The sequence below is a fragment of the Streptomyces sp. NBRC 110028 genome (assembly GCF_001417735.1).
Taxonomy (GTDB): Bacteria; Actinomycetota; Actinomycetes; order Streptomycetales; family Streptomycetaceae; genus Streptomyces.
In genome coordinates, this window is sequence record NZ_BBUZ01000034.1 from 184,963 (window position 1) to 202,883 (window position 17,921).

At 71.5% G+C, this 17,921-nt stretch carries 10 protein-coding genes; 4 read left to right on the forward strand and 6 right to left on the reverse strand.

The features are described from left to right. The first annotated feature begins 13 nt into the window (after positions 1-13). Together ASC60_RS41805 and ASC60_RS27395 are read left to right on the forward strand one after the other, a co-directional pair. Entirely contained in the window at positions 14-172 is a 159-nt protein-coding gene (locus ASC60_RS41805) for a hypothetical protein (protein ID WP_159043328.1), read from the forward strand. Positions 173-198: 26 nt separating this feature from the next. Next, entirely contained in the window at positions 199-2,202 is a 2,004-nt protein-coding gene (locus ASC60_RS27395; protein WP_055555473.1) for a glycosyltransferase, read from the forward strand. Positions 2,203-2,204: 2 nt separating this feature from the next. Here the strand turns inward: ASC60_RS27395 and ASC60_RS27400 are convergent, their stop codons facing one another. The 3 genes from ASC60_RS27400 to ASC60_RS27410 form a co-directional block, all read right to left on the reverse strand. Further along, complete coding sequence (locus ASC60_RS27400; RefSeq protein ID WP_055555475.1) at positions 2,205-4,190, reverse strand: glycosyltransferase family 2 protein; 1,986 nt, start codon at positions 4,188-4,190, stop codon at positions 2,205-2,207. Positions 4,191-4,228: 38 nt separating this feature from the next. Next, positions 4,229-6,523 carry a bifunctional glycosyltransferase/CDP-glycerol:glycerophosphate glycerophosphotransferase gene (locus ASC60_RS27405; RefSeq protein ID WP_055555477.1) on the reverse strand — a complete coding sequence of 765 codons (2,295 nt, stop codon included), beginning with the start codon at positions 6,521-6,523 and terminating at the stop codon, positions 4,229-4,231. 173 nt (positions 6,524-6,696) lie between these two features. Next, on the reverse strand, positions 6,697-11,670 hold the full coding sequence (locus ASC60_RS27410; protein ID WP_055555478.1) for an NAD-glutamate dehydrogenase: 4,974 nt from the start codon (positions 11,668-11,670) through the stop codon (positions 6,697-6,699). A 428-nt stretch (positions 11,671-12,098) separates the two neighbouring features. Here ASC60_RS27410 and ASC60_RS27415 point away from each other — a divergent pair, with 428 nt between their 5' ends. Continuing rightward, positions 12,099-12,680, forward strand: coding sequence for a DJ-1/PfpI family protein (locus tag ASC60_RS27415; protein WP_055555538.1), 582 nt, complete (start codon positions 12,099-12,101; stop codon positions 12,678-12,680). Positions 12,681-12,794: 114 nt separating this feature from the next. Here ASC60_RS27415 and ASC60_RS27420 read toward each other — a convergent pair whose 3' ends face one another. Together ASC60_RS27420 and ASC60_RS27425 are read right to left on the reverse strand one after the other, a co-directional pair. Beyond that, positions 12,795-13,463, reverse strand: coding sequence for an HAD family hydrolase (locus ASC60_RS27420; protein ID WP_055555480.1), 669 nt, complete (start codon positions 13,461-13,463; stop codon positions 12,795-12,797). Between the two features lie 16 nt (positions 13,464-13,479). Further along, entirely contained in the window at positions 13,480-13,986 is a 507-nt protein-coding gene (locus tag ASC60_RS27425; protein WP_055555482.1) for a hypothetical protein, read from the reverse strand. Positions 13,987-14,379: 393 nt separating this feature from the next. Between ASC60_RS27425 and ASC60_RS43325 the strand changes: the two genes are divergently transcribed. Beyond that, on the forward strand, positions 14,380-14,952 hold the full coding sequence (locus tag ASC60_RS43325; protein WP_234357170.1) for an Rv3235 family protein: 573 nt from the start codon (positions 14,380-14,382) through the stop codon (positions 14,950-14,952). 48 nt (positions 14,953-15,000) lie between these two features. Here the strand turns inward: ASC60_RS43325 and secA are convergent, their stop codons facing one another. After that, complete coding sequence (gene secA / locus ASC60_RS27435) at positions 15,001-17,841, reverse strand: preprotein translocase subunit SecA (RefSeq protein ID WP_055555484.1); 2,841 nt, start codon at positions 17,839-17,841, stop codon at positions 15,001-15,003. Positions 17,842-17,921: the final 80 nt, after the last annotated feature.

A 17,921-nucleotide genomic window follows, 5' to 3' on the forward strand; every position in this document is an offset into this window, starting at 1 on the left:
GTCAGGAGCGATCATGGGAACGCAGCAGCACGTCACATCCGTCGGCCTCATCCGGGCGACCACCGACGGCAGATGGGCCGCGGACCGCGACCGCGTCCGCAGCGGCGATCCCCCGCACCGCGGCGCCCCCGCACGCACCCGCCCGTCCGCACCCCCCGGCAACGCCGCCTGAGCCCCACCTCACCCACCGGAGTCCGCATGTTGCCGCGCACCCCACGCCCCGGCCCGCGCCCCCGCGTCAGCGTGATCGTCCCCGCCCGCGACGCCATGCCCACCCTGACCCGCGCCCTCACCTCCGCCATGGAGCAGACCATAGGCATCGCCCGGCTGGAGATCATCGCGATCGACGCCGGGTCGACGGACGGCACCGCCGAGGAGCTGGACCGGCTGGCGGCCGACTGCCCCGCCCTCAAGGTCGTCCACCAGGAGCCCGGCGACGGCCCGGGCAGACCCCGCAACACCGGCCTCGACCTCGCCCGCGGCGACTACGTCTTCTTCCTCGACGCCGACGGCCACCTCGGCCCCGACGCGCTGCGCCGCATGGTCGCCATGGCCGACCAGAACGGCACCGACGTCGTCCTCGGCAAGATGGCCTCCCCCACCGGGCGCGGCGTCCCCCGGGCGGCGTTCCGCCACAACCAGCTGCGCACCGACGTCCTCGGCTCGCACGCCTACTCCACCCTCGCCCCCTGGAAGCTGTTCCGCCGCTCCCTCATCGAACGGTTCCAGCTGCGGTTCCCGGAACACTGCCGTGCCGACGAGGAGCAGCCCTTCACCGCGGCCGCCTACCTCAACGCCTCCGGCATCTCCGTCGTCGCCGACTACGACTGCTACCACCTCGACCGCCGCGAGGCCCCGCAGAACCCAGCCCGCCGCGGCCTCACCGACCGCATCGACGCCATCCGGCTGCTGTTCCAGACCGCCGCCCGCTACACCCAGCCCGGTCCGCGCCGCGACCATGTGATGCGGCGCCACATCCGCCGGGAGCTGTGCGGCGCGCTGCGCGCCCTGCCCCGCGAGGACGAGGCCGAGGCCCGGACGCGGTTCTTCCCCGAGCTGCGCCGCTGGGCGACCGACCACTGCTCGGACGCGCTCTTCCGCACCCTCACCGCGCCCGAGCGGCTGATGGTCCATCTGCTGCGCACCGGCCGCTTCGACGATCTGCTGAGCGTCATCCGCACCGCCAAGGAGGACGCGCGCCGCGGCCGTCTGGTCGAGAAGGGACGCGTGTACTGGCTGCACCCGTTCTTCCGCGACCCGGCGGCCGAGGTCCCCGACGACTGCTTCGACGTCACCGACCGGCTGCCGGTCCGCCACCACCTCACCGGCGCGGCCTGGTGCGGCGGCTCCACACTGCGGGTCCGCGGCCGGGCCGAGGTCACGGGCCTGGACGCCGGGCCGGAGGACCACACCGAACTGATACTCCGCCACCGCGAGACCCGGGACGAACTGTGCGTACCGGTCTCGGCGGCGGACAGCGAGGTGGAGGGCGAGTTCGAGGCGGACGTCGACATCGCCGCCGCCGGCGGCGGCGCCCCGCTGCGCCCGGGCGTGTGGGACGTCTACCTCGACGTACGCGCCGAGGGCGTCAGCCGCACCATACGGTTCGGCAGCCGCCACGCCGAGGGGCTCGACATCGGCACCGCGCGCCGGGTGGTGACCGCGGGCCCCGGCCTGCGCGCCCGCGTCACGCCGTACTTCACCACCCCGTACGGCAACCTCTCCCTCGACATCGGCCCGGCCCCGCGCGGCGCGCCCTGCGAGGTGACCGAGGCGCTGTGGCACCCGTCCGACAAGGGCACGCTGGTCGTCGCCGGGCGGCTGCTGCCGCCGGGCTCGCCGCCCCGCGACCGGGTGCTGCGGCTGCGCGCCGAGCACACCGACGGCCGCGTCCTGGACCACCCCGTGCGGTACGCGGCGGGCCACCCGGCGGGCGCGTTCACCGCCCGGCTGCCGGTGCGCGACCTCGGCCGGGGCCGCTGGACGGTGACGCTCGCCCTCGTCGGCCACGGCGACGGCCCGCCGTGCGCCGCCCCCGTGCCGCCGCCCGAGCGGCTGCCCGGCACCCGCTGGCTGCGCCGGGGCCGCCCGTACTACGCCAAGCCGCTCACCGGGCGCGGCGCGGCGACCCTGGAGCTGCGCATCGCCCCCGTACGCCTGCTCGCCGCAGCCCGCAACCGCCTCGGCCGCCGTTCCCCCTGAAGTTACCGGGCCCGGCGGCGCACCCGGCGGCTCCGGGCCCGCCGCAGCCGCCGCCGCACCCCCGCGGCGACCCTGATCGGCGCGACGTCCAGGGCGAGCGCCGGGGCCGATCGCGGGGTGAGGGGTTTGGCGTAGTACGGGCGGCCGAAGCGGAACCAGCGGGTCGAGGCCAGGTTGCCCACGCAGGGCACGACGACGGTGCGGTCCTCCAGGAGCAGCGTCAGCGTCCAGCGGCCCGCCGTCAGCTGACCGACGGGCAGCAGGGCGGTGAAGTCACCGCAGGCGCCGCCCCGCTCGAACCGGGCCGCCACCTCGCGCACCGCGCCCGTCCCGCTCTCGGCGCGCAGCCGCACCCCGCCCCGGTACTCACCGGTCAGCCGCCCGCCGACGATCAGGACGCTCTTCCTGGCGCCGTGCCACGCGGTCCGGGTCACCCGGCACGGGGCGTCGTCGGGGGCGTGGGCGACCTCGCCGACGTCGAGCGAGAGATTGCCGTACGGGGTGAAGTACGGGACGACCACCACGGGTTCGCCCCCGGGGGTCGTCACGGCGCGCCGGGCCGGCCGGGTGGCCGCACTATCCTCGCGGCTGCCGCCGAACCGCACGACGCGGCTGACGCCCTGGGCGCGGACGTCGAGGTAGAGGTTCCACAGGCCGCGTTCCAGCGGCGCGCCGCCGTCGGCGGTGGCCGGGTCGATGACGGCGGCGAAACCGGACGTCCCGGGGGTGTGTGTCGCGGGCACCCGGATCTCGAGCCGGTCGGCCTCGTACTTGCGCAGGATGACGTCCGTGCCCGCGTCGATCGCGTCGATGCCCTCGATGGCGGCCCGGCCGGTCAGCCGCAGCACTCCGCCGTGCCAGCGCGCCGCGTCGAGGTGGTGGTGGACCGGCAGCCGGTCGGTGATGTCGAAGCAGACGTCGGGGACGTCGGCGGTGTGGTCGCGGAAGAAGGGGTGGAGCCAGTAGACGCGGCCCTTGTCGACCAGATGGCCGCGCTCCTGGTCCCGCTTGGCGTCGCGGGCGACGGCCAGGACGTCCTCGAAGCGGTCGGTGCGCAGCAGATGGATCAGGAGCCGGTCCGGGGCGTCGATCCGCTGGAAGATGGTGTCGGTCACCCAGGTCCGCGCCCAGCGCCGGAACTCGGGGAAGAAGCGCTCCCGCGCGTCCCGTTCGCTCTCGCGCGGCAGCAGCGCCCGCAGCGGACCGCACAGCTCCCACTCGACGTGACGGCGCATGATCTGGTCCCGGCGGGGGCCGGGTTCGAGGTAGCGGGCCACGGTCTCGAAGCACAGCCCGATGCCGTCCATGCGGTGGGCGAGGCCGGAGGCGGTGAGGGTGAGGTTGCTGCGGTTCTCGCGGTAGCGGACGTAGTAGCAGTCGTAGTCGGCGACCACGGAGATGCCGGAGGCGCCCAGGTAGGCGGCCGCGGTGAACGGCTTGTCCTCGCAGTTGCGGTAGGGCGGGAAGCGCAGCCGCAGCCCTTCGATGAGGGAGCGCCGGAAGAGCTTCCAGGGGCCCAGGGTCAGATAGGCGTGGGAGGAGAAGATGTCGGTGCGCGGCTGGTTGTGCGAGAAGACGGCCCGGGGCACGGCGCGGCCGCCGACCGAGGCGATCCGGCCGAGCACGATGTCGGTGCCGTTCTCGTCGGCCATGGCGACCATGCGGCGCAGCGCGTCCGGTCCGAGGTAGTCGTCGGAGTCGAGGAAGAACACGAAGTCCCCCCGCGCGCGGTCCAGGCCGGTGTTGCGGGGGCCGCCCGCACAGCCGGAGTTCGCCTGGTGGACGACGTGCAGTGCGGGGCACCCGCGGGCGAGCCGTTCCAGTTCCTCACCGGTGCCGTCGGTCGAGCCGTCGTCCACCGCGATGATCTCGATCCGGTCCAGGCCGAGGGTCTGCTCCATGGCGGAGGTGACGGAGCGGGTCAGCTCCGGCATGGCGTTGTAGGCGGGGATGATCACGCTGACGCGCGGGGCGGACGCGGCGGGCATGGCGGGCTCCTGACTCCAGGCTCGGGGGCCGACGGGGATCAGTCGCGGTCGGGGAAGGCGCGGGTGGGCTGCACGGTGTGCGGGGGCAGGGTGCCGCCGTGCCCGGGCAGGGCCACCGGCAGCGACGGCACCGTACGGCCCTCGGGCCGCCCGTGGGCCACCGGCCGCGCCGTGACGTCCTCGCCGAGCATGAGCGTCCGTACGACGCGCTCCGCCGCGTGGCCGTCGTCGTACGGGCAGAACCGGGCCCGGAACGCGGCGCGCAGCGCGGCCGCTTCGGCGTCGCACCACCGGCCCTCCCGGAAGACGGCGATCAGCTCGTCCAGGGTGCGGGCCACCGCGCCCGGGGTGTCGCCGGGGCGGCCCGACAGCAGGTCGAAGTAGACGCCGCGGGAGGCCCGGTAGATGTCCCAGTCGTCCGCGTAGATCACGATGGGCCGGTCGAGCAGGGCGTAGTCGAACATGATCGACGAATAGTCGGTGATCAGCGCGTCGGCGGCCAGGCACAGCTCCTCCACCCGGGGATGGCGCGACACGTCCCGCACCAGTCCCGCCTCGTGGAGCGCGCGCAGCGCCGCCGACGGCCGGTACGAGTAGTGGGCCCGCACCAGGAGCGTCGTGCGGGGGCCCAGGGCGCGGCTGAGCCGCTCCAGGTCCAGCCGGGGGGCGAACCCCTTCTGGTAGTCGCGGATCGTGGGGGTGTAGAGGACGGTGGTGTGGCCCTCCGGGACGCCGATCCCGGCGCGGGCGCGCCGCACGTCGTCGGCGGAGGCCGAGACCAGGATGTCGTTGCGCGGATATCCGCATTCCAGCAGCCGGTAGGAGGCGGGGTAGACCCGCTCCCACACCTCGCTGGAATGCGGATTCGAGGAAAGGGCGAAGTCCCAGCGGTCGATGCGCTTGAGGAGGTTCCCGAAGCTCATTCCGGCCGCGGCGGCGGGATAGTACTGCTGGTCCAGGCCCATGCATTTGAGTGGTGTGCCATGGAAGGTCTGCAGATGCACCGTGCCGGGCCGCTTGACGACGTCATTGGGGAAATTGACGTTGTTGACGAGATAGGTGGCGCGGGCGACCGTCCGGTAGAAGTCCCGGGTGCCGGTGACGACGTAGTCGACGTCCTCCGGAAGCGCGTCGATCTCCGACTTCCTGACCACCCACACCCCGTGGATGTGCGGCGCCAGTTCGCGGGCCTTGTAGTAGATCGCCGCCGGGTTGCACAGCACTCCCCGGCCCCAGTAGGCGCTGTAGACGGCGAGGTTGGGGTCGGCCGGGCGCTGCCGGTGGGCCCGGTACAGGGCGCGTTTGCCCCGTACGGCCAGCGCCGCGCGGGTCACCCGCTTGGCCTTGCGGGCCCCGGCCACGGCCCGCGTCGCCATCTCGTGCTCCCGGTAGCGGGCGAACGAGCCGCGGGCCAGCGCCGCGAAGCGCCACTCGGCCCCGGCGGGTGGCGTGAACCCGTCCGGGATGTGGGTCCGGTACCAGGCGGCGGCCCGGCGGAAGAAGCGGGGCCGGTCGGCCGTCGCCACCCGGGAACGGCGGTCGAGGCAGAACAGGAAGTGGGACACGGCCCGCTCGAAGAGCAGACAGCGCAGCGGATTCAGATGCGGATGCTCGTCGAGGAAGGCGAAGAGCCGGGTGTACTGGTCGAATATGACGAAGTGTTTCTCACCCGGACTTCCCGTGCTCGCACCGACCCGCCGCTGGCGGTATTCCAGGCCGACCAGATCCACGCAGGCGATGCGCCGCGCCGACAGCATCGTCAGATACGACAGCAGCGCGTCCTCGTAGATTCCCTCGCTGAACGAGAAACCGTGACCGGTGTAGAAGGCGCGGCGGTAGACCCGGTTGGACGACATCGCGAAGATCCGCAGGAATTCGGGGCGCTCCAGGACGTTGAACACCTCGGTGCCCGCGGAGTTCAGCAGCTCCCCGAAGACGCTGGGGGCGGTGCGCCCGGACCAGTAGGTGCGCACATGGTTGAAGTAGAGGATGTCCGGGTCCTCGTTGAGGGCGAGCCGTTCGGCAAGGCCCTCCAGGGTGCCGGGCGCGAGGGTGTCGTCCCCGTCGAGGAACAGCAGATAGTCGCCGGTGGCCCGTTCGACACCGGCGTTACGGGCGTGACCCGGGCCGGAGTTGACGGGCTGGTGCACGGGCACCACCCGGCTGTCGCGGGCCGCGCGGGCGTCGATGATGGCGCCGCAGTGGTCCGGCGAGCAGTCGTCGACGGCCACCACCTCCAGGTCGCGGAACGACTGGGTCAGCACGGAGTCCAGGCAGGCCTGCAGATAGCCCTGCACGCGGTAGGCGGCGATGACGATGCTGAAGCGGGGCATGCGGCTCCTCGGGACGCGACGGCGGATCGAGGCGCGAAGCGCTCACTGAGCACCACCGTAGGGTCGTTCATCCCGATATGCCCGATAAGCCCATGAAGGGACGGCCGAGCGGGTGAAGAACGCCCCCGGCGGGCATGAAACCCGCCGGGGGCGCTGTCGAGAGCCGAGCCGGGTCAGCTGTGCGTACGCAGCATCGTCCGCATGGTGCGCATCGCCACCGACAGGTTCGCCAGGTCGAACGTCTCCGACGACTGGATCTCCTCCAGCGTGGTCCGCGCCCGCTGGAGGATCGCGGCGTTCTTCTGCTCCCACGCCTTGAAGCGCTGCTCCGGCGTCGAGCCGCCGTTACCGACCGACAGCACGTCGGAGGTGAGGGCGGCGTGGGCCGCGTACAGGTCCTCGCGGATGGAGGCGCGGGCCATCGACTGCCAGCGGTCGGCCCGCGGCAGTTCGATGATGCGGTCCATCAGCCGGCTGATGGACAGCCGGTCGGCCAGGTCGTAGTAGACCTCGGCGACCGAGAGGGGGTCCTTGCCGGTGCGGTCCGCGATGGCCACGATGTCCAGCGTCGGGAAGGCGGACGAGAAGCCCGCCACCCGGGTCGCCAGATCGTCCGGGACCCCGGCGGCCGTCAGCTCGTCGTGGATGCGCTGGTACCACTCGATGTCGCCGCCGCGCAGCAGCTTGGGCAGCTGCGCCCGCACCGCGGCGACCCGCTCGGCGAAGAAGTCGATCGTCCCGGCCAGCTCCAGCGGCTGCGGCCGGTTGTTGAGCAGCCAGCGGGTGCCGCGCTCGACGAGCCGCCGCGAGTGCAGCCGCATCCGGGTCTGGAACTCCGCGGCGACGACCGTGTCCAGCGACTCGACCTCGTCCCAGATCTCCCCCAGCTCGAAGATGGCCCGCGCCGCCGTCTGGGCGCGCACGACCTCCTCGGTGGAGGCCCCGCTCTCCTCCCGCATGCGGTGCAGGAAGGTCGTACCGGCGGTGTTGACGGTGTCGTTGACCAGCACCGTGGTGATGATCTCGCGCCGCAGCGCGTGCCCGTCGATGTGCTCCGGGAAGGTCTGGCGCAGCGCCTGCGGGAAGTAGGCGTGCAGCAGCCGCTGGAGGTACGGGTCGTCGGGGAGCCCGGTGCCGATCAGCTCGTCCGCCACGGTGATCTTGACGTAGGCGAGCAGGACGGCCAGCTCGGGCTGGGTCAGACCGCGCCCGGCGGACAGCCGCTCGCGGATCTGCCGGTCGGAGGGCAGGAACTCCAGCGCGCGGTCCAGCCGTCCCTCGCGCGTCAGCCGGCGCATCAGCCGCTGGTGGGCGTGGAGCAGGCTGGGGGCCTGGGCGCCGGAGATGGCCAGGGCCACGTTCTGCGCGTAGTTGTTGCGCAGCACCAGCGCGCCGACCTCGTCGGTCATCTCGGCCAGCAGCTTGTTGCGCTGCTTGACCGTCATGTCGCCCTCGGTGACCAGCGCGTTGAGCAGGATCTTGATGTTCACCTCGTGGTCGGAGGTGTCCACCCCGGCGCTGTTGTCGATCGCGTCGGTGTTGATCCGGCCACCGTTGGTGGCGAACTCGATGCGGCCGAGCTGGGTCAGGCCCAGGTTTCCGCCCTCGCCGACGACCTTGACCCGCAGGTCCTGGCCGTCCACCCGGATCGCGTCGTTGGCCTTGTCGCCGACGTCGGCGTGCGACTCGGTGGACGCCTTGACGTACGTACCGATGCCGCCGTTCCACAGCAGGTCGACCGGAGCCTTGAGGATGGCCCTCATCAGGTCGGCCGGGGTCATCTTGGCGACCTTGGTCTCGATGCCCAGCGCCGCCCGCACCTGCGGGGTGATCTGGATGGCCTTGGCGGTGCGGGGGTGGATGCCGCCGCCCGCCGAGATCAGCCCGGTGTCGTAGTCCTCCCAGGACGAGCGCGGCAGCTCGAACAGCCTGCGGCGCTCGGCGTACGAGGTGGCCGCGTCCGGGTTGGGGTCGATGAAGATGTGCCGGTGGTCGAAGGCGGCGACCAGCCGGATGTTCTCGCTCAGCAGCATGCCGTTGCCGAACACGTCACCGGACATGTCACCGACGCCGACGACCGTGAAGTCCTGGCTCTGGGTGTCGTGGTCCAGCTCGCGGAAGTGCCGCTTGACGGACTCCCAGGCGCCGCGCGCCGTGATGCCCATGCCCTTGTGGTCGTAACCGGCCGAACCGCCGGAGGCGAACGCGTCGCCGAGCCAGAAGCCGTACGACTGGGCGACCTCGTTGGCGATGTCGGAGAAGGTCGCGGTGCCCTTGTCGGCGGCGACGACCAGGTAGGTGTCGTCCCCGTCGTGCCGGACGACGTCCTGCGGCGGCTCGACCTGACCGCCGACCAGGTTGTCGGTGATGTCGAGCAGACCGGAGATGAAGGTCTTGTAGCAGCCGATGCCCTCGGCCAGCCAGGCGTCCCGGTCCACCGACGGGTCCGGCAGCCGCTTGCCGACGAAACCGCCCTTGGCGCCGACCGGCACGATGACCGTGTTCTTCACCATCTGCGCCTTGACCAGGCCCAGGATCTCGGTACGGAAGTCCTCACGCCGGTCGGACCAGCGCAGGCCACCGCGCGCGACCTTGCCGAAGCGCAGGTGCACACCCTCCACGCGCGGCGAGTACACCCAGATCTCGTACGCCGGACGGGGCGCGGGCAGATCGGGCACGGCCTGCGGGTCGAGCTTGACCGACAGGTAGTCATGCGGCTCGCCGTGCGCGTTCTTCTGGAAGTGATTGGTGCGCAGGGTGGCCTTGATGAGGGTGAGGAAGGAGCGCAGGATGCGGTCCTCGTCGAGCGAGGCCACCTGGTCCAGCGCCGCGTCCAGCTCCTCCATCAGGGCGTCGGTCAGCTCCAGGCCCGCCCGCTGCCGCTCGGGCGACATCCGGGCCTCGAAGAGGGAGACCAGCAGCCGGGTCGTGTGCACATTGTTGCGGAGGGTGTCCTCCATGTACGACTGGCTGAAGGTGGAACCGGCCTGCCGCAGGTACTTGGCGTACGCGCGCAGCACCATGGCCTGCCGCCAGTCGAGACCCGCGCCCAGCACCAGCTGGTTGAAGTTGTCGCTCTCGGCCTGGCCGGTCCACACGGCGGCGAACGCGTTCTGGAAGCGCTCGCGGGCGTCGTCGGCCAGGGTCTCGCCCTCGCGCAGCGGCAGCCGCAGCCCGAAGTCGTAGATCCAGGCCGTGCTCTTGTCCGAGCAGCGCAGCTCGTACGGGCGCTCGTCGACCACCTCGACGCCGAGCGTGTTGAGCACCGGCAGCACGGCCGACAGCGACACCTGGCCGCCCGCCCGGTAGATCTTGAAGCGGCGCTCGGCGTGGGCCGCGCCGACCGGCTCGTACAGGCTGAGCGCGAAGTCCTGCTTGCTGTCCTCGGCGGTCAGCCGCTCCACGTGCTGGAGGTCGGCGACGGCGCCGCGGGGCGTGTGGTCGGCCTTGTAGCCCTCGGGGAAGGCGTTCTGGTAGCGGCGCAGCAGTTCGGCGGCGCGCTCCTCGCCCACCTCCGACACCAGGGCCTCGGAGAAGCCGTCGGCCCACGAGCGGGCGGCGTCGACCAGCCGGTTCTCGATGCGCTCGACATCGGCGTCGGTCAGGTCGGGCAGCTCCGTACCGGGCTGGACGCGGACCACGAAGTGCAGCCGGGACAGCACCGACTCGGTGTGGAGGGCGGTGAAGTCCACCGGCGGGCGGCCGCTCAGCTCCTCCAGCAGGATGTCCGTCAGCCGCAGCCGCACCTCGGTGGTGAAGCGGTCACGGGGCAGGTAGACCAGCGCCGAGTAGTAGCGCCCGTACTCGTCCTGCCGCAGGAACAGCCGCAGCCGGCGCCGCTCCTGGAGGTAGAGCACGCTGGTGACGATCGTGCGGAGCTGGTCGACCGGGGTCTGGAACAGCTCGTCGCGCGGGTAGGTCTCCAGGATCTGCAGCAGATCCCGGCCGTCGTGGCTGTTGGCCCCGACTCCGGCGCCCGCCAGCACCTCGGCCACCTTGCGCCGGATGACCGGCACCCGGCGCACCGACTCGGTGTACGCGGCGGACGAGAACAGCCCCAGGAAGCGCCGCTCGCCGATCACATTGCCCTCGGCATCGAACTTCTTCACGCCGATGTAGTCGAGGTACGACGGCCGGTGCACGGTGGCGCGGCTGTTGGCCTTGGTGAGGACCAGCAGCTTGTGCTCACGGGCCTTGGCGCGGGCGTCGGCGGGCAGCCGGTTGAACGACGGGGACACCGGGGCGGCCCCGTCATGGGCACCCTCACCGCTGTCCCGGTGGGCCGGGTCGGACCGCAGGATGCCCAGGCCCGTGCCGGGCACCGCGCTCAGCACGTCCTCCTCGCCACCGGCCTCGGCGGGCGCCTGGGTCAGCTCGTACTCGCGGTAGCCGATGAAGGTGAAGTGGTCGTCGGCGAGCCAGCGCAGCAGCTCACGGGCCTCCTCCACCTCCTGGTCGCGCACCTCGGCGGCCTTGGGCTCCTCCGGCAGCACCTCGGCGAGCCGCAGCGCCGACTGGCGCATCTTCTCCCAGTCCTCGACGGCCTCGCGGACATCGGACAGGACGCGCAGCAGGTCGGCGGTGATCTGCTTGAGGTCGCCCCGGTCGGTCTCCCGGTCGGTCTCGACGTGGATCCAGGACTCGACGACGGCGTCGTGCGGCAGGTCCTCACGGGCCTTGCGGTCGTACGTGGCCTCCAGCAGCTCGATCAGCTTGCCGGTGATGTCACGGCGCACGACCACCTGCGGGTGGATCACCACGTGGATCCCGCGGCCCTGACGGGTCAGCTCGTTGGTCACCGAGTCGACCAGGAACGGCATGTCGTCGGTGACGACCTCGACGACCGAATGGCTGCACGTCCAGCCGTGCTCCTCGACGGTCGGGGTGTGCACCCGTACGTTCGCCGTGCCCTGGGGGCGCGCCTCGGCGAGCCGGTAGTGCGAAAGCGCAGCGCCGAAGACATCGACCGGGTCACGGTCCGCGAGGTCCTCCGGTGGCGTGTGCAGGTAGTAGTGCTGGAGGTATGCGGTCAGGGTCTCCGGGCCCGGGCCCTGAACCGGTGGTTGCCCCCCGGCAGGGCTGTTCTCAGCGACCCGGGCGGCCCGTGTGAGCAGCTCGGCCTTGGCTTCGTCCAGCTTGGTCTGCATGTCCTCTGGCTCCTGTCGCGCGCCGTTGCGTGACATCGATAGCGGTGGCATGACGCCGCGACTCGGGGTATCCGGTCACGTACGACGGTATGCCGGATAGGGAGAAGGCCGCGGCGTACTGGTCCGTAAGTGACCAAGACCCCACGCGGCGTCGACCAGCGACAGCGGCTCCGGCCCGGAGGCGCCCCGGGCTGGGAGCGAGGGCCTCCTTGCCCCCATGGACTATCGCGCTGATCACGCAGTAAGGCTATCTCCCCTCCCCAGGGGCTCGTCATGAGCCGTTCGTGTACAAAACCCGGCCCCGATGTTTGACGACACCGCACAGCGAGGGAGCGCGCGCCCGCTCGTCAGGCGCTCTTGGCAAAGCCCCGGTACGGATGCAGGGTGACATCGACGGTGGTAAGCGTGGAAACGTGGAGGTGGGCGGCATGAGCAGCACGGCTGCGACTGCGAAGATCCTGCTGGTGACCGGGGACGCGGCCGAGTCCCTGGAGGTGCTCTACCCGTACCAGCGGCTGCGCGAGGAAGGCTACGACGTCCACATCGCGGCCCCCTCCCGCAAAACGCTGCGCTTCGTGGTGCACGACTTCGAGGACGGCTACGACACCTACACCGAGAAGCCCGGCTACAGCTTCCCCGCCGACCTCGCCTTCTCCGACGTCGACCCGGGGCAGTACGCCGCCCTGGTGATCCCGGGCGGCCGGGCCCCCGAATACCTGCGCAACGACCCGGAGCTGCGGAAGATCTGCAAGGCGTTCTTCGACGCCGACAAGCCGGTGGCACAGATCTGCCACGGCCCGCTGCTGACGGCGGCGGTCGGCGGGCTGACCGGGCGGCGGGTGACCGCGTATCCGGCGCTGGAGCTGGACATGCAGGCGGCGGGGGCGACCTTCCAGGACACGGAGGTCGTGGTGGACGGCGCGCTGGTGTCGTCGCGGGCCTGGCCGGACCATCCGGTGTGGATGCGGGAGTTTCTGGCGGTGCTGCGGACGAAGGCGCCGATCAGCTGACAGATTTCACCGTCTGTCAGCTGTCAGTCATCAGCTGTTTGCTGTCAGCTGTCATGTGTCAGCCGTTGTCTGTCAGCTGTCATGCGCCGGCTGTTCGCTGTCACGTGTCAGCTGTCAGCTGTCAGCCAGCGCCTCGGCCTCCCGTACGGCCTCCTCCAGGGTGTCGACCACCGGCACCCCGGCGGCCAGCAGACTGGCCCGGCTGTGCGAGCCGCCCGTGTAGAGCACCGCCCGCGCCCCCACATGCCGGGCCGCCACCGCGTCGTCCACCGCGTCCCCGATCACCACCATCCGCTGCGGCGGCACCCTCTCCAGCGCGGCGAGATGGCGCACCATCTGCTCGGCCTTGCCGGTGGTGCTCTGCCCGGTGCGGCCGTCCACGCGGACGAAGTGGCGCTCGATGCCGTGCGTGCGCACCAGGGGCATCAGGTTCTCGTGCGGCGCCAGCGAACACAGCGACTGGGTGAGCCCCGCCGACTGCCACTCCGCGAGCAGTTCCCGGGCGCCGAGCGCCAGCCCCGCGCTCTCGGCCAGCGCCCAGTAGTGCCGGTGGAAGGCCTCGTCCATGACCTCCCACTCCGCGTCGGTGGGCAGCCGCCCCATCAGCCGCTCGTAGAAGAGCGGGACCGGGACGCAGTACAGCTCCCGGTAGCGCTCCAGCGTGATCGGCGGCAGGCCGATCTCCCCGAACGAGGCGTTCGTCGCCTGGATCACGGCGTCGATGTCGTGGAAGAGCGTGCCGTTCCAGTCCCACACGATGTGCGTCACACGGTTCGTCCCCATCCCTCGACAGTAAGGCCTACTCGATGAGGTTGGGGATCTCCTGGGTGGCGTACCACATCAGCTCGTGGTCCTCCGCGCCGTCCACCGTGAACTGCGCGTCGTCGTCCCCGAGGTCCGCCGCGCCCAGCGCGTCGGCCGCCGCGGCGACGTCCCGCTCGGCGTCCTCGGCGTCCAGGTGCACCGCCGCGGCGTCGGTCAGCCGCACGGCGGCGGCGATCCGCACCTCCCCCAGGGCGGACGGGTCCAGCCCCCGGTCCGGATCGGCGGCCGCCTGCCCGTCGGGCACGTCCAGGGCCACCACCACGCGCCGCCGCGGCACCTGCCGGTCCACGGCGAGCAGCCGCAGGGACGCCTGCGCGGCCCGGCTGAGCGCCGCGTACTCCAGCTCTTCGATGTCGTCCGACACGTACCACTCGCGCAGCGCGGGCGTCACGGCATAGGCGGTCAGCGGCCCCGGTCCCAGTTCTCCCGCCTTGTGCGCCTCGGCGAGACCGGAGAGGGTCAGGGGGACGTAGACGCGCATGGGCCGCCGCTTTCACGAGACATCAGGTCCCGCCAGGATACGTGCCGCCCCCATTTCGGAAGGGCTCGGTTCACCGGCCAGGGGGGCTGCCCGAGCACCTTGAGGCACCCAGGGCACACCAGAGCGCGAGCGCGGCGGCGGGGCCTCCGGCCCGGGTCCGCCGGTCCCCGTTCGGGGTATTCGCGGGGCCCCGCGGCCCCCGGCTCTCCCGCCGCCACGTACGCCGTCACCAGCCCTTCCACCGGATCGATTCCCCCGGATAGGTGAAGCCCTGGGCCGGGGCCGGGCGCCCGGGGCCGGGCGTTGCGGGTGGCGGAAACGCGTCGGTAGAAGTCTCCCCAACGGAAGCTACCGCCCGGTATTCCGCCGGGCCCGGCAGAGACGGCGAGGCGCATGCACGAGATCACGCGGACGGCGACGCGGACCGACCGGGGCGCGACGGGCACCGCCGCCCGGCGCCGGAGCGGCGGGCCGCCGGGGCGCCGCGACTCCCGGCGGCCGGGCGGCGCCACCGTACGGCGCCCGGACGGCGCACCCGGCGGCGCGGCCGCGTCCCACCCCGGCACCCGCACCGCGACGCGGCGTACGGCGGCCGTCTCCCGTACGGCCGCCCTCGCCGCCGTACAGCGGGAGCGGGACCGGCTGCCCCACTACTGGTTCGCGCACCGGCTGCTGCTCACCCTCAGCGGCCAGCGCCCCGTCCACATCCTGCTCGGGCACGCCCTCCCCGACGCCTACGACCAGCTGATCGCCCTCGCGCCCCGCGCCCCGCTGCGCCCCGCCGCCGGACGCGCCGCGCCCGTCGTACGGCGCTGCGGGGAGTACCGGCCGCGGCACGGGGTGATCGAGGCGTTCGCCCGGATCGCCTCCGGCGACCGGCTGAGCGCGCTCGCGTTCCGTCTGGAACTGGGCGCCGACGCCCGCTGGCGCTGCGCCGCCGTCGACCTCGGCCCGCTGGTGACATGAGAAGGCCGGGGCACCGTGCCCCGGCCTTCTCACGCGCCCGCGTACGCGCTACTTCTTACGGCGACGGCCGCCCTTGTTGGCCTTGCGCCGCTCCGCGCGGGTCAGCCCGTCGGACTCGGAGCGCGGCGCGGGCGGGGTGTCACCGTTGGTGAAGTCGCCCTCCACGATGCCGCCCTCGCCGTCGACCGTCGGGGCCGAGAAGTGCAGCCGGTCCGGCCGCTGCGGGGCCTCCAGGCCCTTGGCGTGGATCTCGGGACGACCCGTCGATGCCCCCGCGCCCGCCGGGACCGCGTCCTGTACGTCCTTGTCGAGCGTGGCCTTCGCCTCCGCGTCCTCGACCGGGACCTCCTCGACCTGCTGCTCGACCTGGACCTCCAGGTTGAACAGGTAGCCGACCGACTCCTCCTTGATCCCCTCCATCATGGCCTGGAACATGTCGAAGCCCTCGCGCTGGTACTCGACCAGCGGGTCCTTCTGGGCCATCGCGCGCAGCCCGATGCCCTCCTGGAGGTAGTCCATCTCGTACAGGTGCTCGCGCCACTTGCGGTCCAGCACGGACAGCACGACGCGCCGCTCCAGCTCGCGCATGATCTCGGAGCCGAGCTGCTCCTCACGGGCCTCGTACTGCTGGTGGATGTCGTCCTTGATGGCCTCGGCGATGAACTCGGCGGTGATCCCGGCGCGGTCGCCGGTCTCCTCCTCCAGCTCATCGACGGTCACCTTCACCGGGTAGAGCTGCTTGAACGCGCCCCACAGCCGGTCCAGGTCCCACTCCTCCGCGAAGCCCTCGACGGTCTCCGCCTGGATGTAGGCGTCGATCGTGTCGTCCATGAAGTGGCCGACCTGCTCCTGCAGGTCCTCGCCCTCCAGGACGCGGCGGCGCTCGCCGTAGATGACCTCGCGCTGCCGGTTGAGGACCTCGTCGTACTTCAGGACGTTCTTACGGGTCTCGAAGTTCTGCTGCTCGACCTGCGACTGGGCGGAGGCGATGGCGCGGGTGACCATCTTGTTCTCGATCGGCACATCGTCGGGGACGTTGGCCATGGCCATCACGCGCTCGACCATCTGCGCCTTGAACAGCCGCATCAGGTCGTCGCCGAGCGAGAGGTAGAAGCGGGACTCGCCAGGGTCGCCCTGACGGCCGGAACGACCGCGCAGCTGGTTGTCGATACGGCGCGACTCATGGCGCTCGGTGCCCAGCACATACAGCCCGCCGAGCTCCTTGACCTCCTCGAACTCGGCCTTGACCGCGGCCTCGGCCTTCTCCAGGGCGGCGGGCAGCGCGGCCGCCCACTCCTCGGCGTGCTCCACCGGGTCCAGACCGCGCTGGCGCAGCTCGGCCTCGGCGAGGTCGTCCGGGTTGCCGCCGAGCTTGATGTCCGTACCACGGCCGGCCATGTTCGTCGCGACCGTGACGGCGCCCTTGCGGCCGGCCTGGGCGACGATCGTCGCCTCCCGGTCGTGCTGCTTCGCGTTCAGCACCTCGTGCGGCACCCCGCGCTTGGCGAGCTGCTGCGACAGATACTCCGACTTCTCCACGGAGGTGGTGCCGACCAGGACCGGCTGGCCCTTCTCGTGCTTCTCGACGATGTCCTCGACGACCGCGTCGAACTTCGCCACCTCGGTGCGGTAGATCAGGTCCGACTGGTCCAGGCGGGCGAGCGGGCGGTGGGTCGGGATCGGGACGACGCCCAGCTTGTAGATCTGGTGGAACTCGGCGGCCTCGGTCATGGCCGTACCGGTCATGCCGGAGAGCTTGGTGTACAGGCGGAAGAAGTTCTGCAGGGTGATCGTGGCGAGGGTCTGGTTCTCGTCCTTGATCTCCACCGCTTCCTTGGCCTCGATCGCCTGGTGCATGCCCTCGTTGTAGCGGCGACCGGCGAGGATACGGCCGGTGTGCTCATCGACGATCATGACTTCGCCGTCGATGACGACGTAGTCCTTGTCCTTCTTGAACAGCTCCTTGGCCTTGATCGCGTTGTTCAGGTAGCCGACCAGGGGAGTGTTGACGGACTCGTACAGGTTGTCGATGCCCAGCCAGTCCTCGACCTTGGTCACGCCGGACTCGTGGATGGCGACGGTGCGCTTCTTCTCGTCGACCTCGTAGTCCCCGGTCTCTTCCTGACCCTTCTGCAGATTCGCCGCCTCGCCCCGGGTCAGCCGGGTGACCAGCTTGGCGAAGTCCCCGTACCACTTGGTGGCCTGGTCGGCCGGGCCCGAGATGATCAGCGGCGTACGGGCCTCGTCCACCAGGATCGAGTCGACCTCGTCGACGATCGCGAAGTTGTGACCGCGCTGCACCAGCTCGTCCTGCGACCACGCCATGTTGTCGCGCAGGTAGTCGAAGCCGAACTCGTTGTTGGTGCCGTAGGTGATGTCGCACGCGTACTGCTCGCGGCGCTGCGCCGGGGTCATGTTGGCGAGGATGCAGCCGACCTCGAGGCCGAGGAACTTGTGCACCCGGCCCATCCACTCGGAGTCACGCTCGGCCAGGTAGTCGTTGACCGTGATGAGGTGGACGCCCTTGCCGGACAGCGCGTTCAGATAGGCGGGCAGGGTGCCCACCAGGGTCTTGCCCTCACCGGTCTTCATCTCGGCGACGTACCCGAGGTGCAGCGCGGCACCGCCCATCAGCTGGACGTCGTAGTGCCGCTGGCCGAGCACCCGCTTGGCGGCCTCGCGCACCGTCGCGAACGCCTCCGGCATCAGGTCGTCGAGGCTTTCGCCGTCGGCGTACCGCTCCTTGTACTCGTCGGTGAGGGCACGCAGCTCGGCGTCGGAGAGGGACAGGAAGTCCTCTTCGATGGAATTGACCTGGTCCGCGATGCGGTGCAGCTTGCGCAGGATCTTTCCTTCGCCTGCACGCATGAGCTTGTTGAAGACGGACACGTAGGCTGGCTCCTTGCCGGTCGGGCCTGGCACGGTTGTGGGGTGCGCTGGCGCGGCATTGTCAAGGGGCACAAGCCCCG